Annotated in this window: 23 protein-coding genes; 14 read left to right on the top strand and 9 right to left on the bottom strand. The window is 69.6% G+C overall.

Annotated elements, in window-relative coordinates:
- Nucleotides 1-74 precede the first annotated feature (74 nt).
- From nadA to nadC, 3 genes are read left to right on the top strand one after another with little or no spacing between them, the layout of a single operon-like run.
- The gene (nadA, locus tag IEZ09_RS15290; RefSeq protein ID WP_189254331.1) at nucleotides 75-1094 is read left to right on the top strand and encodes a quinolinate synthase NadA; all 1020 of its coding nucleotides are present in this window, start codon (nucleotides 75-77) and stop codon (nucleotides 1092-1094) included.
- Complete coding sequence (locus tag IEZ09_RS15285) at nucleotides 1094-2707, top strand: L-aspartate oxidase (protein WP_189254330.1); 1614 nt, start codon at nucleotides 1094-1096, stop codon at nucleotides 2705-2707. Before nadA ends, IEZ09_RS15285 begins: the two co-directional genes overlap by 1 nt.
- Nucleotides 2704-3540 carry a carboxylating nicotinate-nucleotide diphosphorylase gene (gene nadC, locus IEZ09_RS15280; protein ID WP_189254329.1) on the top strand — a complete coding sequence of 279 codons (837 nt, stop codon included), beginning with the start codon at nucleotides 2704-2706 and terminating at the stop codon, nucleotides 3538-3540. The genes IEZ09_RS15285 and nadC overlap by 4 nt, the downstream gene beginning before the upstream one ends.
- A 26-nt stretch (nucleotides 3541-3566) precedes the next feature.
- Here nadC and IEZ09_RS15275 read toward each other — a convergent pair whose 3' ends face one another.
- Genes IEZ09_RS15275 through IEZ09_RS15265 form a run of 3 tightly spaced genes read right to left on the bottom strand, consistent with a single transcriptional unit; the run spans nucleotide 3567 to nucleotide 5230 of the window.
- On the bottom strand, nucleotides 3567-4001 hold the full coding sequence (locus tag IEZ09_RS15275; RefSeq protein ID WP_189254328.1) for an antibiotic biosynthesis monooxygenase: 435 nt from the start codon (nucleotides 3999-4001) through the stop codon (nucleotides 3567-3569).
- A 40-nt stretch (nucleotides 4002-4041) separates the two neighbouring features.
- Complete coding sequence (locus IEZ09_RS15270; RefSeq protein WP_189254327.1) at nucleotides 4042-4449, bottom strand: cupin domain-containing protein; 408 nt, start codon at nucleotides 4447-4449, stop codon at nucleotides 4042-4044.
- A gap of 4 nt (nucleotides 4450-4453) precedes the next feature.
- A complete protein-coding gene (locus tag IEZ09_RS15265) occupies nucleotides 4454-5230 on the bottom strand; it encodes a carbon-nitrogen hydrolase family protein (RefSeq protein WP_189254326.1) in 777 nt (258 codons plus the stop codon).
- A 25-nt stretch (nucleotides 5231-5255) separates the two neighbouring features.
- On the opposite strand from IEZ09_RS15265, the gene IEZ09_RS15260 reads away from it, so the two are divergent.
- Nucleotides 5256-6755 (top strand): ABC transporter substrate-binding protein, encoded by a 1500-nt coding sequence (locus tag IEZ09_RS15260; RefSeq protein ID WP_229812576.1) that lies wholly within the window; start codon nucleotides 5256-5258, stop codon nucleotides 6753-6755.
- Here the strand turns inward: IEZ09_RS15260 and IEZ09_RS15255 are convergent.
- Together IEZ09_RS15255 and IEZ09_RS15250 are read right to left on the bottom strand one after the other, a co-directional pair.
- Complete coding sequence (locus tag IEZ09_RS15255; protein WP_189254324.1) at nucleotides 6748-7239, bottom strand: hypothetical protein; 492 nt, start codon at nucleotides 7237-7239, stop codon at nucleotides 6748-6750. The genes IEZ09_RS15260 and IEZ09_RS15255 overlap by 8 nt on opposite strands.
- 10 nt (nucleotides 7240-7249) lie before the next feature.
- Nucleotides 7250-7738, bottom strand: coding sequence for a hypothetical protein (locus tag IEZ09_RS15250; protein ID WP_189254323.1), 489 nt, complete (start codon nucleotides 7736-7738; stop codon nucleotides 7250-7252).
- Nucleotides 7739-7765: 27 nt separating this feature from the next.
- On the opposite strand from IEZ09_RS15250, the gene IEZ09_RS15245 reads away from it, so the two are divergent.
- Nucleotides 7766-8890, top strand: coding sequence for an aminotransferase class V-fold PLP-dependent enzyme (locus IEZ09_RS15245; protein ID WP_189254322.1), 1125 nt, complete (start codon nucleotides 7766-7768; stop codon nucleotides 8888-8890).
- Here IEZ09_RS15245 and IEZ09_RS15240 read toward each other — a convergent pair.
- Nucleotides 8871-10166, bottom strand: coding sequence for a M14 family metallopeptidase (locus tag IEZ09_RS15240; protein ID WP_189254321.1), 1296 nt, complete (start codon nucleotides 10164-10166; stop codon nucleotides 8871-8873). The two genes, IEZ09_RS15245 and IEZ09_RS15240, sit on opposite strands and share 20 nt — an antisense overlap.
- Before the next feature lie 133 nt (nucleotides 10167-10299).
- On the opposite strand from IEZ09_RS15240, the gene hisD reads away from it, so the two are divergent.
- From hisD to IEZ09_RS15220, 4 genes are read left to right on the top strand one after another with little or no spacing between them, the layout of a single operon-like run.
- Nucleotides 10300-11616 (top strand): histidinol dehydrogenase, encoded by a 1317-nt coding sequence (gene hisD, locus IEZ09_RS15235; RefSeq protein WP_189254320.1) that lies wholly within the window; start codon nucleotides 10300-10302, stop codon nucleotides 11614-11616.
- The gene (locus tag IEZ09_RS15230) at nucleotides 11613-12719 is read left to right on the top strand and encodes a histidinol-phosphate transaminase (RefSeq protein ID WP_189254319.1); all 1107 of its coding nucleotides are present in this window, start codon (nucleotides 11613-11615) and stop codon (nucleotides 12717-12719) included. The genes hisD and IEZ09_RS15230 overlap by 4 nt, the downstream gene beginning before the upstream one ends.
- A complete protein-coding gene (gene hisB, locus IEZ09_RS15225; protein WP_112273084.1) occupies nucleotides 12716-13315 on the top strand; it encodes an imidazoleglycerol-phosphate dehydratase HisB in 600 nt (199 codons plus the stop codon). Before IEZ09_RS15230 ends, hisB begins: the two co-directional genes overlap by 4 nt.
- Complete coding sequence (locus IEZ09_RS15220) at nucleotides 13315-13470, top strand: CG2302 family histidine operon protein (RefSeq protein WP_189254318.1); 156 nt, start codon at nucleotides 13315-13317, stop codon at nucleotides 13468-13470. The genes hisB and IEZ09_RS15220 overlap by 1 nt, the downstream gene beginning before the upstream one ends.
- Here IEZ09_RS15220 and IEZ09_RS15215 read toward each other — a convergent pair.
- Together IEZ09_RS15215 and IEZ09_RS15210 are read right to left on the bottom strand one after the other, a co-directional pair.
- Nucleotides 13412-14059 (bottom strand): class I SAM-dependent methyltransferase, encoded by a 648-nt coding sequence (locus tag IEZ09_RS15215; protein WP_189254317.1) that lies wholly within the window; start codon nucleotides 14057-14059, stop codon nucleotides 13412-13414. The two genes, IEZ09_RS15220 and IEZ09_RS15215, sit on opposite strands and share 59 nt — an antisense overlap.
- Nucleotides 14056-14580 carry an RNA 2'-phosphotransferase gene (locus tag IEZ09_RS15210; RefSeq protein WP_189254316.1) on the bottom strand — a complete coding sequence of 175 codons (525 nt, stop codon included), beginning with the start codon at nucleotides 14578-14580 and terminating at the stop codon, nucleotides 14056-14058. Before IEZ09_RS15210 ends, IEZ09_RS15215 begins: the two co-directional genes overlap by 4 nt.
- Nucleotides 14581-14634: 54 nt before the next feature.
- On the opposite strand from IEZ09_RS15210, the gene IEZ09_RS15205 reads away from it, so the two are divergent.
- Together IEZ09_RS15205 and IEZ09_RS15200 are read left to right on the top strand one after the other, a co-directional pair.
- Nucleotides 14635-15585, top strand: a complete 951-nt coding sequence (locus IEZ09_RS15205; protein ID WP_229812575.1) for a hypothetical protein — start codon at nucleotides 14635-14637, stop codon at nucleotides 15583-15585.
- Nucleotides 15557-16390 (top strand): alpha/beta fold hydrolase, encoded by an 834-nt coding sequence (locus IEZ09_RS15200; protein ID WP_189254314.1) that lies wholly within the window; start codon nucleotides 15557-15559, stop codon nucleotides 16388-16390. Before IEZ09_RS15205 ends, IEZ09_RS15200 begins: the two co-directional genes overlap by 29 nt.
- Here IEZ09_RS15200 and soxR read toward each other — a convergent pair.
- The gene (soxR, locus tag IEZ09_RS15195) at nucleotides 16387-16833 is read right to left on the bottom strand and encodes a redox-sensitive transcriptional activator SoxR (RefSeq protein ID WP_229812580.1); all 447 of its coding nucleotides are present in this window, start codon (nucleotides 16831-16833) and stop codon (nucleotides 16387-16389) included. The two genes, IEZ09_RS15200 and soxR, sit on opposite strands and share 4 nt — an antisense overlap.
- Nucleotides 16834-16906: 73 nt before the next feature.
- Here soxR and IEZ09_RS15190 point away from each other — a divergent pair, with 73 nt between their 5' ends.
- The 3 genes from IEZ09_RS15190 to IEZ09_RS15180 all read left to right on the top strand — a co-directional run bounded on the left by IEZ09_RS15190 (nucleotide 16907) and on the right by IEZ09_RS15180 (nucleotide 19441).
- Entirely contained in the window at nucleotides 16907-17569 is a 663-nt protein-coding gene (locus IEZ09_RS15190) for a thiamine pyrophosphate-binding protein (protein ID WP_229812574.1), read from the top strand.
- Entirely contained in the window at nucleotides 17569-18462 is an 894-nt protein-coding gene (locus IEZ09_RS15185; RefSeq protein WP_189254312.1) for a transketolase family protein, read from the top strand. Before IEZ09_RS15190 ends, IEZ09_RS15185 begins: the two co-directional genes overlap by 1 nt.
- A 166-nt stretch (nucleotides 18463-18628) precedes the next feature.
- Complete coding sequence (locus IEZ09_RS15180) at nucleotides 18629-19441, top strand: hypothetical protein (RefSeq protein ID WP_189254311.1); 813 nt, start codon at nucleotides 18629-18631, stop codon at nucleotides 19439-19441.
- The last annotated feature ends 2 nt before the right edge of the window (nucleotides 19442-19443 follow it).

Below are 19443 nucleotides of genomic sequence, written 5' to 3'. Positions count from 1 at the left end.
ACGCCCGCCACTCGGCTGATACTATCGGCGACGTTTTCGACCAACAGGCGAAAACCTGGACCGAGGAGGCAGTGATGGTCGCTACCGCAACCGTGGAGCGAACCGCGTCGGGTGTGTACGGCGGAGTCGAGCCGGACGCGGCGTGGCGGGACGAGGTGTTGCGGCTCGCGAAGGAACGTGACGCCGTCATCCTGGCGCACAACTACCAGCTGCCCGAGATCCAGGACATCGCCCACCACACCGGCGACTCCCTCGCTCTGAGCAGGATCGCCGCGCAGTCCGACGCGCAGACGATCATCTTCTGCGGCGTGCACTTCATGGCCGAGACGGCGAAGATCCTGTCGCCGGAGAAGACCGTGCTGATCCCGGACGAGCGCGCGGGCTGCTCGCTCGCCGACTCGATCACCGGCGCGCAGCTGCGCGAGTGGAAGGCGCAGCACCCCGGCGCGGTCGTCGTGTCCTATGTGAACACCACGGCCGAGGTGAAGGCGGAGACGGACATCTGCTGCACGTCGTCCAACGCCGTCGACGTGGTGCGCTCGATCCCGGCCGACCGCGAGGTGCTGTTCTGCCCTGACCAGTTCCTGGGCGCGCACGTGAAGCGCGAGACGGGCCGCGAGAACCTGCACATCTGGGCGGGCGAATGCCACGTCCACGCCGGCATCAACGGCCCTGAGCTGGCCGAACGCGCCGCCGCGAACCCCGACGCCGACCTGTTCATCCACCCGGAGTGCGGCTGCGCCACGTCGGCGCTGTACCTGTCGGGCGAGGGCATCGTGCCGTCGGAGAAGGTCAAGATCCTCTCGACCGGCGACATGATCACCGCGGCCCGTTCGACGAACGCCCGCAAGGTGCTCGTCGCGACCGAGGTCGGCATGCTGCACCAGCTGCGCAAGGCCGCGCCGGAGATCGACTTCCGCGCCGTCAACGACCGCGCGTCCTGCACCTACATGAAGATGATCACCCCGGCCGCGCTGCTGCGGTGCGTGCGTGAGGGCCTGGACGAGGTGCACGTGGACCTGGAGACCGCCAAGCGCGCCCAGGGCGCCGTGCAGCGCATGATCGAGATCGGCCAGCCCGGCGGCGGTGAGTGATGGCCGCGCGCTGGGAGGCGCGGGCCGACCTGATCGTGGCCGGCACGGGCGTGGCGGGCCTGACCGCCGCGCTGCGAGCCCGTGAGCTGGGGCTGCGCGTTCTCGTCGTCACGAAGGCGGCGGGCGACGACGGCAACACCCGCTGGGCTCAGGGTGGTGTCGCGGTGGTCATGGAGGACCAGCACGACCCCGGCGACTCGGTCGCGCGGCACATCGAGGACACGCTGACGGCGGGCGCGGGCCTCTGCGACGACGCCGCGGTCGCGGCGATCATCTCGGACGGTCCGGCCGCGGTGGCCAGGCTGCGGGACCGCGGCGCGGTGTTCGACGCCAGGCCCGACGGCCTCCTGGAGCGCACCCGCGAAGGTGGGCACAGCGCGTTCCGCGTCGTGCACGCAGGCGGTGACGCGACCGGTGCCGAGGTCGAACGCGCGCTGCTCAAGGCCACTGTGGACGGCCGGGTTCCCCTGCTGGAGAACCACGTCGCCGTCGACACGGTGAAGACGCCGCTGGGTGCCGTCGCGGGCCTGCTGGTGCTCGACGGCAACGGCGTGCCCGGTGTACTGACCGCGCCCGCCGTGCTGCTCGCGACCGGTGGCCTCGGCCAGATGTACCAGGCGACCTCGAACCCGTCCGTCGCGACGGGCGACGGCCTGGCGCTGGCGTTGCGCGCCGGTGCGCTGGCCGCGGACGTCGAGTTCATCCAGTTCCACCCGACCGTCCTGTACACGGGTCGCGGCGCACGTGGCCGTTGCCCGCTCGTCACGGAAGCCGTGCGCGGCGAGGGTGCCGTGCTGATCGACGCGACCGGTGCCCGCGTGATGAAGGGCGTGCACCCGCTGGAGGACCTGGCCCCGCGCGACGTCGTGGCGGCCGCGATCACCCGGCACATGGCGCTGGAACCCGGCGGTGTCGACGACCACGTGTTCCTGGACGCGACGTCGTTGCACGACATGGCTTCCCGCTTCCCGACCGTGTACGCCGCGTGCGTTTCCGTGGGTGTCGACCCGGCCGTGGACCCGATTCCGGTGGCCCCGGCGGCTCACTTCGCCTGCGGTGGCGTGGTTTCCACCGTCGACGGCCGCACCGGCGTCACCGGCCTGTACGCCGTCGGCGAGGTCGCTCGCACGGGTCTGCACGGTGCGAACCGCCTGGCGTCCAACAGCTTGCTCGAAGGCCTGGTCTGCGGCACGCGCGCCGCCGAGGCCGTGGCCGCCGACCTGGCCGTCGGCTTGATCGCACCCGCTCGTGCGGTGGATCCCGTGCTGCCCACCGCTCCCGTTGCCGACCGGGACATGCTGCAGCGCGTGATGTCCCGCTACGCGGCGATCGGCCGCGACGCCGAGGGTCTCGCCGTCGTCGGCTCGGTGCTGGACGTGTCCACTGTGGACAAGCAGCTGGAGTCACGGGAGCTCGTCGAGGACGCGGCGCTGACCATGGCCGCCCGTGCCCTGATCGCCGCCGCGCAGGAACGCACCGAGTCGCGCGGCTGCCACGTCCGCACCGACTACACCGAGCGTTCCGAGGCGTGGCAACGCAGTCAGCTCGTCCGGCTCACCCCGACCGGTCAGCCCGTGCTGGCCGATCCCGTTCTCGCGGAAGGTGTGGCGTGACCATCGATTGGGACGACGCGAACCGGGTCATCCAGCTCGCTCTGGAGGAAGATCTCCGCTACGGCCTGGACGCCACCACGCTGGCGACGGTGCCGGAGAAGGCCGTGGCCACCGCGGAGATCACCCCTCGTTCGCCTGGTGTGCTGTGCGGTGTTTCCGTTGCGCGCGCGGCTTTCCAGCGTTACCTGCCCGAGGTCGAGGTGCTGTCCGAGGCTGCCGACGGCGACAAGGCGGTGCCCGGCGAGCCCGCGCTGGTGCTGACCGGCCCGACCCGCGGTCTGCTCACCGTCGAACGCACGGCGTTGAACCTGATCTGCCACCTGTCCGGCATCGCGACGCAGACCGCGCGCTGGGTCGACGCGATCGAGGGCACCGGTGCTGCCGTCCGCGACTCCCGCAAGACGTTGCCGGGCCTGCGTTTGCTGCAGAAGTACGCGGTGCGGTGCGGCGGTGGCGTGAACCACCGCATGGGTCTCGGCGACGCGATCCTGATCAAGGACAACCACGTCGCGGCGGCCGGCTCGGTCGGGGCGGCGATCCGCGCGGCCCGTGCGCACGCGCCGGAGCTGCTGATGGAGGTCGAGGTCGACAGCCTGGAGCAGCTGGACGAGGCGATCGCCGAGGGCGCGGAACTGGTGCTGCTGGACAACTTCACGCCGGAGCAGTGTGCCGAGGCCGTGGCCAGGCGGCCGGCGAACGTGAAGCTGGAGGCGTCCGGCGGGCTCACGCTGGACGTGGCCCGCCAGTACGCCGAGACGGGCGTGGACTACCTCGCGGTGGGTGGTCTCACGCACTCCAGCCCGTCACTCGACCTCGGCCTCGACCTGCGCTGAAGCGCACGCGGGGCGCTTTCGTACTGTCATGCAGTACGGGAGGGCCCCGCGTGCGGTCGAGCAGCGGGGCGGTAGCGCTCCACGCTCACGTGCCGGACGCCGGGGAAGTTCTGGACGCGGCGCCAGTCCGCGGTGGGTGAGCCGATCCCGTTGCCGTCCGACATCGCGTCGATGTGGTCCTGGGCGCTGACCCACTCGGCGACGTTGATGACGCGCTTGCCGTCGTCGCGGATGTGAAACGCGGCGGAAAGGCCGCCGGGGTGCGGGTTCGGCTCGCTGGCGAGCGCCACGAACACCGAGTCGACCCACGCCCGTGCGGTGGCTTCGCTGTCGGTGTCGACGGTGACGAGCACGACGCAGCCCACGTCGCGGTCGCGGCGCGGGCTGCTGGAGCGGTAGAGCGTGTAGCCGTCGAGGTCGGTGCGGCTGCGGACGAACGAGGGCAGCTCAGGAAGAGTCATGCCCCCGATCCTGTGATCTCGACCTAACTGGAGGTCAAGCTCATTCGAACGAACAACCCGGATTCGGCTCGTCGCGCGACAGCGGCGTGCCCGCCGGGTTCACGTACAGCACCTGCAACACCATCGGCTCGGTGCCGAGGTTGCGCCCGATGTGCACGTGCGCGGGTTCCTCGATCACCGTGTCGCCGCGGTGGTGCACGAACGTGGTGGTGCAGTCGGACATGGTCCTGGTCAGCACGCCCTGCTTCACCACCGCGTAGAGCGTGCCGTCGTGGTGGTGCCAGCCCGTGCTGCCACCGGCGGCGACGGTGATCTCGCGGATGACGTAGTCCTTGTCGCCGACGGACCACTTGGCGATCTCGCGGGCGGTCACGCCGCGCGAAGGCGTCGCGGAGGCGACACCGGAGAACAACAGCAAAGCGGCCACTACGGCCGAAACGATGCGCATGAGATCAACGTAGCCGTCGGTTCGCGAGCACAGGTAGGACGGACCGCGCCTGTTCCACCGCCCCCTCGGTGTCGATCTCGACGACCGAGACGGCCGGCTTGTCGTCCAGCTGCAGCACCACGTTGCCGAACGGGTCCGCGACCGTCGAGTACCCGATTCCGGTCGGCGCGGAAGAGCCCAGGTCGCCGGGGTAGGCCTGCCCGCACGCCACGACCCACGACGTGCAGTCCAGCGCCCGCGCCCGCACCAGCAGCTCCCACTGCTCCTTCTTGCCAGGGCCCGCACCCCACGACGCTCCGACGAGCACCGCGGCCGCGCCCTCGTCCGCCAGCGCGCGGAAGAGCTCGGGGAAGCGGATGTCGTAGCAGGTCGCCACGCCCAGCGTGACGCCGTCCAGTTCGAAGACGAGCGGCGACGAACCGGGGGCGACCGTGCGCGACTCCTGGAAGCCGAACGCGTCGAACAGATGGATCTTGTCGTAGCCGACGTGCAGGTCGGGGCCGGTCACCAGCATCGTGTTCGTCACGCGGTCGCCGGACGGCGTGAACATGCCCGCCACCACGACGACGTCGTGCGACGCGGCGATCTCGTGCACCGCGGAGGCCCACGGTCCGTCCAGCGGCTCGGCGACGGGGCCGAGCGGCACGCCGAAGCGGCACATGGTGGCCTCCGGCAGCAGGACGACCCGCGCGCCCTCCGCGCGGCGCACCGCGTCGCGGACGAGCTCCAGGTTGGACCGCGGGTCGGTCGTCGAGCTGATCTGGCTCACAGCGATGCGCATGAGGATCACTGTAGGGTCCGGCACTGTGCGTTTCCCACTGCTCCTCGTCGTGTTGCTGGCCGCCGCGGGCTGCACCGAGACCGCGCCGCCCCGCCCGGACGGTGGCACGAACGGCACGTCGATCGTGCTCGCCGACCGCGACGAGCCGACCACGCTGAACCCGTTGCTCGGGTACGGCGCGCAGGGCGTGTCGAAGATCTACGACGGGCTCGTCGAGCACCGCCAGGACGGGTCGCTGGGGCCGCAGCTCGCCGCCGACCTGCCGGAACCGGCCGCGGACGGGTTGAGCTGGACGGTGAAGCTGCGCGGTGACGTGAAGTTCACCGACGGCAGCACGTTCGGCGCGGAGGACGTCGTCGCCACCTACACCGCGGCGCTGCAGACGCCGGTCAAGGACAGGTTCGCCACGCTCAAGAGCGTCGAGCAGGTCGACCCGTCGACGGTCAGGTTCACGCTCAACCAGCAGCACGCCGCTTTCCCGCACCTGCTCACGCTCGGCATCCTGCCCAGCGAGCAGGCGAACCCGAACGGCCGGCCGATCGGCACCGGGCCGTACCGGGTCGCCGAGTGGAAGAAGGGCGACCGGCTGCTGCTGGACGCCAACGAGACGTACTTCAACGGCGCGCCCAAGATCAAGAAGCTGACCGTCGTCTTTGTCACCGACGACAACCAGCGCGCGCGTCGCATGCAGGACGGCGAGTTCGACGGCACGGTGCTGCCGCCGAAGATCGCGACGCAGTTCACCGGCAAGTCGGGGCTGCTCGTCCAGTACCACCGCAGCGCCGACTACCGCGCGGTGCGGCTGCCCGCGGCGAACCCGGTCACCGGCAACGCCGCCATCCGCCTCGCGCTCAACTACGCCACCAACCGCCAGGCCATGATCGACAGCCTGCTCGACGGCAAGGGCACCGTCGCCTACACGCCGGTGCCGGACGCGCTGGCGGAGGAGTTCGACCCGACCGCGAAGTTCCGCTTCGACAAGACCGAGGCCGCCCGTCAGCTCGACGCGGCGGGCTGGGTCGCCGGCGCGGACGGCATCCGGGTCAGGGAGGGCGTGCCCGCCCGCTTCACGCTGATGTACCCGCTCGGCGACGACCTGCGGGCCGACCTCGCCACGGCGTTCGCGGCGGACGCCAAGGCCGTCGGCGTGGACGTGCAGCTCGCCGGGCTGTCGTGGGAGGCGATCCGGCCGCGCATGGGCCAGGACGCGCTGCTCTACGGCGAGGGTTCGCCGTTCGACCCGGATCTCATGCTCTACGACCTGCGCGGCCAGGGCAGCCTGGCGGCCGACACGGCGCTGGAGAACGGCCGCAAGCTCATCGACCCGGCTCAGCGAGCGGTGGCGTACAAGCTCTTCCAGCAGGCGTTCGTCGCCGCGCCGTCGATGGCCGTGCTGGTCTTCCCGGAGCACGCGTACGTGATGCGCGACTCGTGGAACGGCTATCAGGCCGTGGTCGACCCGAACTCCTACGGAGCGCTTGCCTGGGGCCCGTGGTGGAACCTCGAGAAGTGGGAGCCTAAGTAGTCCTGGCGTTGATCTCGCGGACGGCGCGGTCCGGGTCGTCCGCCCAGAACTCGACGCGCTCGACCCGCTGGGCGCCGGTCTTGCCGAGGTCCACGAGCTGGGGCTCGCGGAACGGCACCGACACGTTCGTCCTGGTCAGCGACTGGATGACGAGGGCGTCGCCGATCACCTCGACGCTGCGCTGCCCCTTGTGGCTGCGCTCGGCGACCTGCGCGGAGCCGAGGTCCGCGGTCGGGATGCGCCAGTCGAAGAACCCCAGCTGGCGCAACCGCAGCTCGTCGTCGGAGACGGTGTGCGGCTGGCGGTGCAGCACGTAGAGAGCGCCCACGCACACGATGACGTTCAGCACGCCGAGCACGATCAGCGTGATGAGCAGCCACGGGATGTCCAGCGCAAACGCGACCAACGCGATCCCGACCGCCGTGATGATCAGGAACCGCCAGTACCGCGGCCGCATGCGCTTGCCGTAGGGGATCTCCACCATGTGGCGGAGCCTATTTCCGCAGCGCGCGCACCATCTCGTCGGGGTTGTCGGTCCAGAACTCGATCTTCGTCACCTCGTGCACGCCGCGCCGGCCGAGATCGATCTCCTGCGGTTCGTTCAGCCGCAGCGAGACGTTGGTGGAGTTGGAGATCTCCAGCACCAGCGTTCCGTCCACAACGGACCGGGTCTTGTTCAGCGACCGGCTGGTCATGCCCTGGGTGACGCTTTCGATGGCAGCCAGCGGAATCCGGTACTCGAACTCGCGCGCGTACCGCAGCCACAGGTACTCGTCGTCGATCTCGTGCTTGAACTTGTGCAGCATCCAGAGCAGCCACGCGAGCAGCAGCCCGCTCAGCAACCCGAACACGAGCAGCACGGCCCGCAGCCAGAACCACGGTACGAGCAGGTCGACGAGCAGGATTTCCACCGGTGTCAGAACCAGGAAAACCCACAGGAACGGCCTGACCTGAGCGCTGTACCCGAACGAGCGATCCCCCATGCACCCGATGGTGGCACAGTTGTGTGAGTGAGCGACCTGATCTTTCTGGACAGCGCCGGTTCGTCGATCCCTCCAGCACCCGTCGTGGACGAGGTGATCGGCCATCTGAAGCGGGAAACCGAGATCGGTGGCTACCGCGCCGCCGCCGAACGCAGAGATGACCTGGAGGCGGGCTACGGCGTGCTCGCTGAGTTCTTCGGGTGTCGCCCGTCCGAGGTTGCTTTCACGGACAGTGCAACTCGATCGTGGTTGGCGGCGTTCGACGCGGTGCCGCTGGAGGCCGGAGACCGAATTCTCGTCACCGAGGTCGAATACGGTGGCAATGCGATCCCGGTGCTGCGCCGAGCGGCGGAGACCGGGGCGGTCGTCGAGGTCATCCCTTCCGACATCCGCGGACAGGTCGATCTCGGCGCCCTGAACCTTGACAACCGGGTCAAGCTGATCTCGCTCGTCCACGTGCCGACGAACGGCGGCTTGGTCAACCCCGTGAACGAAGTGACCGCGGCGGCCCGCGAGGTCGGCGCGCTGGTGCTGCTCGACGCCTGTCAGTCGACAGGTCAGCTCGATCTGCGCGGCCTCGACTACGACATGTTGGCGTGTACAGGTCGTAAGTGGCTGCGCGGACCGCGCGGCACCGGCGCGCTGGTCGTTCGCGACGAGGTGCGGGAAAGGCTCCACCCGCGGCTGGTGGACCTGCACAGCGGCGAGTGGACCGGGCCGATGGAGTACCGGCTGCGCGACGACGCTCGGGTGTTCGAGCTGTGGGAGTGCAGCACGGCCGACCGGCTCGGCATGATCGCGGCCGCGCGGTACGCGCTGGACAAGGGGCTCGACGTCATCGAGGCCGAGGTCGCCGACCGCGCCAAGCGCTTGCGCGAGGGTCTGCGGGCCATCCCCGGCGTCACCGTGCGCGATCTCGGTGTGCGGCAGTCGGGCATCGTCACGTTCACGTCGGATCGCATGCCGGCGACGGAGCTGAAGGACCGTCTCTGGGACCTCGGCGTGACGGTGACGGTCTCGCAGATCGGTTCCACGCGGATCGACATGACGAGGAGGGGCCTGACCGAAGTAGTGCGGGCGTCCCCGCACTACTTCGTCACTCCGGAGGAGATCGATCAGGCGTTGGACCTGATCAGCAGGACACTCCGATGATCCGCTTCACGCAGTCCGAGTAGCTGACGAACAGGTCGACGGCGCGGTCGTTGCGGCTCGTCTGAGTCGCGATGACCGAGTCGCGCGGGTAGAAGCCGTTGAGGCCTCCGCTGCTCGGGTACATCTCGTAGGTGTACGACCAGATCTTGTGCACACCCCACATCCAGTCGTCGATGGTGCCGTCGGTGATGTAGAGGTCGCTCGCCTGCTCCGGCGTGTAGCCGTTGAGGGCCGCCATCTGCCGGCCGAGCGTCTGGAACGCGCGGGCCTCCTCGGCGTTCAGGCCGGTGTCGGTGTCCGCGGTGGTGTAGCCGTACGGCCACAGCACGAGCTCCGAGAACGAGTGGAAGTCGATGTTCGTCTTGATCTGCTGAACACCGCCGATCACGCGGGAGTTCACGAAGTTCTTGATGACGTTGGTCTCCGGCGCGGAGAACGCCGCCGTGCCGCGGTAGGTGTCCGACGTGCTGGAGCCGCTGGAACCACCGCAGCAGCCCCACTTGTAGCCCCAGTTGCGGTTGAGGTCGGTGCCGTTGCCCTGGCGGTTCTTGCGCCAGCCGCGGAACGAGCCGGTGGCGATGTCGTACTCGACACCGTCCGGGTTGACCATCGGGATGAACCAGATCTCGCGGGTGTCGACCAGGTTCTTGATCGCCGGGGTGGAGTAGTTGTCGGTGTAGCGCTTGATGATCTGCAGGCACTGCTCGACGGTCAGGTGCTCGCGGGCGTGCTGGTTGCAGGTGAAGATCACCTCGGGCTCGCTCTCGTCGGTCGCGACGTTGTCGCTGACCTTGAGGGCCCAGATGTCCCGGTTCTGGTAGCTCTTGCCGATGCTGCGCAGGCTCGCCAGGGTCGGGTGGTCGCGGACCGTCTGCTGCAGCTCCGCGGTCATCTCCGCGAAGTTGTGGTAGCCGGTGTAGCCGGACGGGAAGTCCTGCGTCCCGACCTGGCCGGGCTGCGGGTCCTTGAAGTCCACCTTGCCGAGGCTCTTGAGCTGCTGCTCGAAGTCGCCGACGTACTTCACCGGCAGACCGGAGGCGCGCAGGGCCTGGTACTGCGCCTTGTCCGCGACGACCGACATCGTGGTGAGCTTCGTCGCGCCGAGCACGTCGACGCCGGTCTGGGCGATCTGCGTGCGTTCGGCGGACGTGTTCGCCGTGACTTCCAGCAGGTAGCGGCCGGAGTCGGCCGTGCTGGGCGTCGCCATGCCCGCGACCAGCACGGGCAGGCAGACGGCGAGCACTGCGGCGATCTTGCCGCGGCTCTTGCTGAACATCGTTCCTCCATCATCAGCAGGGGTTTGCGACGGAGTGGTGCCCAACCGAGCGTGGCCGGGGTGTCACAGGCTGAGGTAGCGCCGTTAGCGGGCTGACCGTTGACAGAATTCGGCAGGAACTACCCTGTAGGGCATGCTCAACCGCACCGACCTGCGAGGTCGCACCACGACTCCCGCTCAGCTGCGCGCCGCACTGCCGCGCGCCGAGATGGACGTGGACGCGGCGCTGCATCAGGTGCGTCCCATCGTGGACGCGGTCGCGGCTCGTGGCGTCGAGGCCGTGCTCGAGTACACGGAGAAGTTCGACGGCGTTCGTCCCGCTTCTGTCCGAGTGCCCGCTTCGGAGATTTCGTCCGCTCTGGCGTCGCTGGACCCGGCCGTGCGCGAGGCGCTGGAAGAGGTGATCACGCGCACCCGCCGCGTGCACGCCGACCAGCGCCGCACCGACACCACGACGCAGGTGGTGCCCGGCGGAACCGTCACGGAGAAGTGGGTGCCGGTCGCGCGCGTCGGTCTCTACGCGCCGGGCGGTCTGGCCATGTACCCGTCGACCGTGGTCATGAACGTCGTGCCCGCGCAGATCGCCGGTGTCGAGTCGCTGGTGGTGTGCTCGCCGCCGCAGGCCGAGTTCGGTGGCCGGCCGCACCCGTTCGTCCTGGCCGCCGCCGCGCTGCTCGGCGTCGACGAGGTGTGGGCCGTGGGTGGCGCGCAGGCGCAGGCGCTGATGGCGTACGGCGGCGTGGACACCGACGGCGGTGAGCTCGCTCCGGTCGACGTCGTCACCGGTCCCGGCAACATCTACGTGGCGGCGGCGAAGCGGTTGCTGCGCGGTCTGATCGGCATCGACGCGGAGGCCGGTCCGACGGAGATCGCGATCCTCGCCGACTCGACCGCGGACCCGGTGCACGTGGCCGCCGACATGATCAGCCAGGCCGAGCACGACCCGCTCGCGGCCTCGGTCCTGGTGACCGACTCCGTCGAACTGGCCGACGCCGTGGACGTCGAGCTGGAGCGCCAGATCGCCGCGACCAAGCACCAGGAGCGGATCCGCACGGCGCTGTCCGGCGAGCAGTCAGGCACCGTGCTGGTGTCCTCTGTGGACGAAGGCGTCCGCGTGGTGAACGCCTACGCGGCCGAGCACCTGGAGATCCAGACGCGCGACGCGCGTGAGGTGGCGGCGCGGATCCGGTCCGCCGGCGCGATCTTCGTTGGCGCGTACTCGCCGGTGTCGCTCGGCGACTACTGCGCGGGCTCGAACCACGTGCTGCCCACCGGTGGCTGCGCGCGGCACTCGTCCGGGTTGTCCGTGCAGACGTTCCTGCGCGGCATCCACGTGATCGACTACTCCGAGGAAGCGCTGCGCGACGTCGCGGACAAGGTCGTCGTGCTGGCCAACGCAGAAGACCTGCCCGCGCACGGGCAGGCCGTCACAGCGAGGTTTGCTCGATGAAGCCTGTTGTCGGCGCGCGGGTGGAGCTGTCGGACCTGCCCCTGCGCGAGGACCTGCGCGGCCGCACGCCCTACGGCGCGCCGCAGCTCGACGTGCCGTACCGCCTGAACACCAACGAGAACCCGTACGCGCCGACGGACGCCCTCGCGGCGGACGTCGTCGCGGCGGTGGCGGAGATCGCGGGTGAGCTGCACCGGTACCCGGACCGCGACGCGGTGGCGTTGCGGGAGGACCTGGCCGCGTACCTGACCGAGGCGACGTCGGTGACGCTGACGTCCGAGAACGTGTGGGCCGCCAACGGGTCCAACGAGATCCTCCAGCAGATCCTGCAGGCGTTCGGCGGTCCCGGCCGCACGGCGCTGGGCTTCGAGCCGTCGTACTCGATGCACCCGATCATCGCGGCGGGCACGCGCACGGAGTGGGCGCCGACGCCGCGCCGGGCGGACTTCTCGCTGGACGTGGAGAAGGCCGCGACGATCATCGCGGAGACGCGGCCGGACGTCGTGTTCGTGACGTCGCCGAACAACCCGACGGGCCAGTCGATCCCGCTGGAGGATCTGCGGCTGCTGATCGCCTCGTCGCCGGGCATGGTCGTGGTGGACGAGGCGTACGCGGAGTTCTCCTCGCAGGAGAGCGCGATCAAGCTGCTCGACGAGTACGGCTCGCGGCTGATCGTCTCGCGCACGATGTCGAAGGCCTTCGCGTTCGCGGGCGGGCGGCTGGGCTACCTCGCCGCCGCACCCGCCGTGGTCGACGCGCTGCAGCTGGTGCGCCTGCCGTACCACCTGTCGGCGCTGACGCAGGCGGCGGCGCGGGCGTCGTTGCGGCACGCGTCCGAGACGCTGGGCTCGGTGGCGAAGCTCGCCGCCGAGCGCGACCGGGTCGTGGCCGCGTTGACGGACATGGGTTTCCAGGTCGTGCCCTCGGACGCGAACTTCGTGCTGTTCGGCTGGTTCGAGAACGCGCGGGAGACCTGGAAGTCCTATTTGGACCACGGCGTGCTCATCAGGGACGTCGGAATCGCGGGTCACCTGCGGGTGACCATCGGAACGCCCGAGGAGAACGACGCTTTCCTCGCGGCCAGCAAGGAGGTCAGCCGGTGAGTCGCGTGGGCAAGGTGGAGCGCACGACCAAGGAGTCGTCGGTCTACGTGGAGATCGACCTGGACGGCACCGGCCAGGTCGAGATCAGCACCGGCGTGCCGTTCTACGACCACATGCTGACCGCGTTCGGCGTGCACGGCTGCTTCGACCTGATCGTCCGCGCCACCGGTGACGTCGAGATCGACGCCCACCACTCGGTCGAGGACATCGCGATCGTGCTGGGCCAGGCGCTGCGCGAAGCGCTGGGCGACAAGAAAGGCATCCGCCGCTTCGGCGACTGCTGGATCCCGATGGACGAGACCCTCGCGCACGCCGCGGTCGACGTCTCCGGCCGCCCGTACACCGTGCACCGCGGTGAGCCGGAGCAGTTCAACTCGTTCGTGATCGGCGGCAACTACCCGTTCGTGCTGAACCGGCACGTGTTCGAGTCGCTGGCCTTCCACGCGCAGATCGCGCTGCACGTGCGCGTCGAGTACGGCCGCGACCCGCACCACATCGCCGAGGCCGAGTACAAGGCGATCGCACGCGCCCTGCGTGCGGCCGTGGAGCCGGACCCGCGCGTCGGCGGCATCCCGTCGACCAAGGGCGTGCTCTGATGCCGAAGGAGGTCGTCGTCATCGGCCTGCTGGCCCTCGCGGGCTTCCTGGCCGGTGGCGTCTACTCGACGTGGAAGACCGCCAAGTTCATGGCGATCATCCTGTTGGTGCTGCTCCTTCTCGCGGTGGGTGGCGCGGTTCTCTGGCTCGTGTGAGCACCCAGTGGAACGTGGCCGGGTCCGGCTCGTGCATGGTCACGAGGTCGTCGACGACGATCTCCATGTGCCGCGCGAGCAGGGCCCGGTTCTCCTCCGGAGTGTTGCTGCCGAAGAACATCTCGACGCCGAGCCAGGTCTCGGTCACGTCCGGGGTGCCGGTGCCGAGCGAGGCCAGGAACAGGCCGCCGGGCCGGAGCCAGCGCGCGATCTTCGCGATGAGCGCGGGCTGGTCGGCGCGCGGGACGTGCAGGATCGAGTAGAACGCGGCGATGCCGTCGAACGTGCCGTCCGGGAAGTCGAGGGCGGTCATGTCGGCCTTCTCGAACCGCGCACCGGGCACGTTGGCGCGGGCGAGGTCGATCTGCTGCTGTGAGAGGTCGACGCCGAGAACGTCGTGGCGTGCGGCGAGCTTCCGCGTGACGGGGATGCCCGCGCCGCAGCCGAGTTCGAGGATCTTCGCGCCGTCGGCGAGGCGGCTGTCGAACTGGTCGAGGTAGTGCAGGCGCGGGTCGTCGGTGATCCGCGCCGACCACGTGAGGTAGGTCCGCGCGATCGCGTCGTAGCCGTTCTCGACGATCTCCTTCACGGCGCCGTCAGGTACTCGGCGGGAACGTGCGCGGTCAGCCAGACACCGTTGGCGCTGAGCCGGAACTCGTGGCCGGCCTCGCTCATGGCCTTGGCGTCGACGGTGAGGATCACCGGCTGGCCGCGGCGCGCGCCGACTCGTCGCGCGGTCTCGCGGTCGGGGGAGAGGTGCACGTCGTGGCGTGCCATCGGGCGCAGGCCGTCGCGCAGGATGGCGTCGAGGAACTGTGCGACCGTGCCGTGGAACAACGTGTCCGGCGGGATCGCCGTCGGCAGCCCGAGGTCCACCTCGACGCTGTGCCCCTGGTTGGCCCGGATGCGGTCGCCGTCGATCGTGAAGCGCTGCTTGTCGTTGCGGGCCACGACCTCGCGCAGCTCGGCCTCGCCGATCTTCAGCGCCCTGAGCAGGTCGGCCACCGGCACCCAGCCGTTGGCGTCCAGGGTGAGGCCGACGCGCTCCGGCTGGTGCCGCAGCGCCTTGGACATCCGCTTCGACAGGCGGATCATTCTGTCTTCTTCCATTTGCCCTTCAGGAAACCACAGCACGTCGACCGATTTTGCGGTTCGATGGGTCCGGTGTGGCCGGTACTGGGGTTGTTCTTCCTCGCTCCGTTCGTGGGTGAGTTCCTGCTGGGCAACATCCCGATCACGGGCGTGGGCCTCGGGCTGCTGCTCGCCCCGCTCTACGGCAGCGGCGCCGTGCTGGTCCGCGAACTGGGCAGGCGTGCCGGCGGGTGGCCGTCGATGTTCCTGCTGGCAGCGGCCTACGCGCTGATCGAGGAGGGCCCGGTCGACCAGCTCATCTGGAACCACTCCTACGCGGGCCACGACTACCTGACCGGGCCGTCCTACGTGCCGCTGCTCGGCACGAGCGTCGAGGTCGTGCAGTCGATCCTGGCGCTGCACACGATCTGGAGCATCTGCGTCCCGATCGCGCTGGTCGAGACGTTGTCGCGGCGGGGCCCGTGGCTGCGGACGCGCGGGCTGGTCTTCTTCGGTCTGCTGTTCCTGGCCGGGTCGGCGTTCGTGTTCTTCGGCAACTACTCCGAGGAGCACTTCCTGGCGCGGTGGTGGCAGTTCGCCTACGCGGGCCTGGCCATCGTGGTGCTGATCGTTTTCGCGTTCCGGGTCCGGGTGGCCGGCGAGCGGCCCGGTGCCGCGCCATCACCACTGCTGGTCGGCTTCGCGTCGGTGGTGGGCACCAGCGCGTACTGGGGCTCGGTCACGCTGATCGGCGCCGACTGGTTCGAGTGGGTGGGTGTGGCGATCTGGTGCGTGGTCGTGGCGCTCGGGATCGTGCTGGTGACGCGCTGGTCGCGGCAGGCGGGGTGGGATCAGCGGCACCGGTTCGCGCTGGCCGCCGGTGCCGTGCTGACCTACGTGTGGTGCTCGTTCCCGGTGAAGCCCGAGCTGGGCGGCACCGAGGCGGGGGATTTCGTGTTCAGCGGCATCGCGCTGGTGCTGCTGCTCTGGTGTGTGGTGAAACTTCGGGGGGAACGTGTTCCGCGAACGAATGGTGCCCGGTGAGCCGGAGATCTTCGTGGCCTGGCAGGAGGGGACGACCGATCGGACGCTGCTCGCGATCCACGGCGGCCCCGACTGGGACCACAGCTACCTGCGCGACCCGCTGGAACGCCTGGACTGCCGCCTGCTGATGCCGGACCTGCGCGGCTGCGGGAGGTCGGGCCGCGTGCCGGAGGAGGAGTACCACCCGGACGGCATGATGCGCGACCTGGTGCGCGTGCTGGACGAGTTCGGCGTCGAGCGTGCGGACGTGCTGGGCCACTCGTACGGCGGCATGGTCGCGCAGCGGTTCGCCATCACCCACCCGTCCCGCGTGCGCAGCCTGATCGTGTCGGGCAGCAGCGTGCTGCCGGTGCCGCCGGACGCCTTCGCCGGGTGGACGGAACGCGACGAGATCCTGGCCCGCCAGGAAAACCCGTGGCAGCGCGAGGACCTGACGCCGGAGGAGTGCGTGCGAGCCGAGGCGTTCGCGGCCGTCGCCGCCAACGTCCGGCGCGCCGAGGCGGTCCCCGGCTACCTGCGGCGCCTGGAGGAGGTCCGGTTCAGCGCCCAGTATCTGCGGCCGTACCTGGCCGGAACGCTGGTCACGCCACGGCTGCCCGACGCGGCACAGCGGATCGCCAAGCTCGGCCTCCCGGTGCTCCTGCTGCACGGCAGGCAGGACATGACGTTCCCGGTGAGCCTGGTCGAGCCCACGCTGGAGCTGATCCCGCGGGCCCGCGCCGTCGTGCTGGAGGCGGGGCACATGCTGCACGTCGACGATCCGGACGGATACCTGGCCGCGGTGCGGGAGTTCCTCGCGGCCTAGAGGGTGCCGCCCTCCAGCACCGGCTTGAGCTTCGGCGCACCCGGCCCGTGCGAGGCCTGCTCGTCGTCGATGTTCTGCAGCGCGCAGCTGCGCAACGACAGGCAGCCGCACCCGATGCACCCGGTCAGCCGGTCGCGCAGGCGGAACAGGGCGTCGATGCGGGCGTCGAGCTCGGCCTTCCACGAGCGGGACAGGCGTTCCCAGTCGGACTTCGTGGGCGTGCGGTTGTCGGGGAGCTGCGCGAGGGCGTCGCGGACGTCCTCGAGGCTCAGGCCCACGCGTTGCGCGGTGCGGATGAAGGCGAGGCGGCGCAGCACCGAACGCTGGTAGCGGCGCTGGTTTCCCGCGGTGCGGACGGAGGAGATGAGGCCCCTCTCCTCGTAGAAGCGCAGGGCGGTGTGGGGGACGCCGCTGCGTTCGGCCACCTGGCCGATGGTCAGCATTTCCGGCAACTTGCTCACGAGATCATCGTAACCGCTTGACCTCCAGCATGGTCGAGGTTGAACAGTTGGTGGCATGCAACGGATACCAGAGCTCTTCGCGAGGATGACCGGGGACGAGAAGCACGAGTGGGCGGCAGCATCCACGATCGACGTGCTCTGGGTCCTCTACGACCGCGTCCTCAACGTCACGCCGGCCACCGTCGACGACCCCGACCGCGACCGGTTCCTGCTCTCCAAGGGGCACGGGCCGATGGCGTACTACGCGGTGCTGGCCGAGAAGGGGTTCATCAGCGAGTCCACTTTGGACGATTGGACGTCGTGGGACAGCCCGCTCGGCCAGCACCCCGACCGGGTGCTCGTCAACGGTGTCGAGATCAGCAGCGGCTCGCTCGGTCACGGCCTGCCGATCGCGGTGGGCACGGCGCTCGGGCAGCGGATCGCAAAGAGCACCGGACGGACGTTCGTGCTGGTCGGCGACGGTGAGCTGGACGAGGGCAGCAACCACGAGGCCATCGCGGTGGCGGCACGGCTGAACGTCGCGAACCTCACCGCGATCGTGATCGACAACCAGAACTCGATGCACGGCTGGCCCGGTGGCATCGCCAGCAGGTTCGCCGTCGAGGGCTGGCAGACCGCCGAGATCGACGGTCGCGACCACGAGGCGATCTTCACCGCACTGACCGCGCCGCACGACCGCCCGTACGCGGTGGTCGCCAAGATCGAGAAGAGCAGCTGATGACGACGATGCGCGAGGCCTTCATCACCACGGTCAACGAGGAGCTGGAGAACGACCCCCGGATCGCCGTGGTCACCGCGGTGATCTCCGCCAGCAATTTCCCACGGGACCGCGAACGCGTGGTGGACGTCGGAATCCGTGAGCAGACCATGGTCGGCGTGGCGGGCGGTCTGGCGTTGGCCGGTCTGCGGCCGGTCGTGCACAGCTACGCGCCGTTTCTCGTTGAACGGCCGTACGAGCAGATCAAACTCGACATCGGCCATCAGGACGTGGGTGCGGTGTTCGTGAGCATCGGGGCGTCCTATGACGACCCGGTGTGGGGGCGCACGCACCAGTCTCCTGGGGACGTCGCGTTGTTCGACACGTTGCCCGGCTGGACCGTGCACGTGCCCGGGCACGCGGACGAGGTCACGCCTCTCCTCAGGCAGGCGCTCAAGGACGACAACCGGGTCTACGTCAGGCTTTCGCTGCACGAGAACGCGCAGGCGTATCCGGTGGGTGAGGGATTCACCGCGTTGCGTCACGGAAAACGCGGTGTGGTGCTCGCAGTCGGACCGATGCTCGACCGTGTGCTGAAGGCAGTCGACGCGGAAAACGCCGACCTCACGGTGCTTTACGCGGCCACGGTTCGACCGTTCGACTCGGACGGACTGCGCAGGGCGGTGGAGGAGACGGACCACGCCGACGTCCTGGTGGTGGAGCCGTACCTCGAGGGAACTTCAGCTCATCTGGTTTCCGAGGCACTGCAACAAATCCCGCACCGCGTTCGTTATGTGGGTGTCAAACGACACGCAGAACTCCGCAACTACGGCACGGCAGAGGATCACGACGCCGCGCACGACCTCGACGTGGTGGGGCTGGGGAGCGCTGTGCGGAGTTTCTTCAGGGGGTGAAGAAACATGTTCGCAGTCATGGGGGATGACTGGACCGGCGCGCCTTCCCGCGCCGTGTAGGTGACGCGTGGTGCCGTGGCCGCCTCCCCGGCGGTCACGGCACGAACGTGAAGTTTCTGGCATGTCTGGCCCGGACCTGGGCGACGGACCAGGAATGATGTTGCGCGTGAGAATGCTGATCTGGACCCCGTTGAACGCCGCCGAGCTGCAGCAGGCCATGCACAGCGGCAACGTGGGCCCCGCGGCGCTGGTCCCGGTGCAGTCCGGCACGGTGCTGTTGCCTCCGCCGGCGACCAAGCTCAGCGAGGCCGCCTACATGGCGAACAGGGTGCGCAAGATCGCGGGCGGGGCCGCGCTGGCGGTGTGGAACGACGCCGCCGCCTTCCTCTACCTCTTCACCACGTCGATCGGCCGTGCCTCGATGTGGGGCTCGCGCGAGGCCGTGCTGGAGCTGTCGGCCCAGGCCAAGCAGTCGGGTCCGATCGGCAGGTTCTTCGACCGCACCACCGCGGGCCTGGTGAACCTGCGCGAGAAGGAGAAGTGGCAGCTCGACGCCATCGACAAGCTCACCGCGCTGTACCCGGCGGCCGGCCGCAAGGCCCCGCTCGAACGCATCCGCGACTTCTCGAACGCCGACCAGGCGATCCCCGACTTCTTCCGCGCGGCGGGCCTGCCGGAGGTCGCGCAGGTCGCCGAGCTCACCGAGCAGGGCCGTGCGGACGGCGTGCTCCAGCCGCTGGAGCCGCCGCGCGCGCAGATGTGGCCGCTGGCCGCGTTCCTGCCGTTGATGGTCCTGACGGCGTTGGCCACCGTCCTGCTCAACATCCCGCCGGTCGTCTACTACGGCATCGGTGCCGCGCTCGTGGCATTGCTGGCCACCGTCCTGGTGGTGCTGAGGCGGCGGCTCGTGCGCAGGAAGCCGATCAACACGGTGTTGCCGGTCATACCGGTGACGCAGGGTGCGGTTCCGACCGACTAACC

The sequence above is a fragment of the Lentzea flava genome, from assembly GCF_014648475.1.
Lineage (GTDB): Bacteria > Actinomycetota > Actinomycetes > Mycobacteriales > Pseudonocardiaceae > Lentzea > Lentzea flava.
This window is presented reverse-complemented; position numbering and strand designations above follow the sequence as displayed.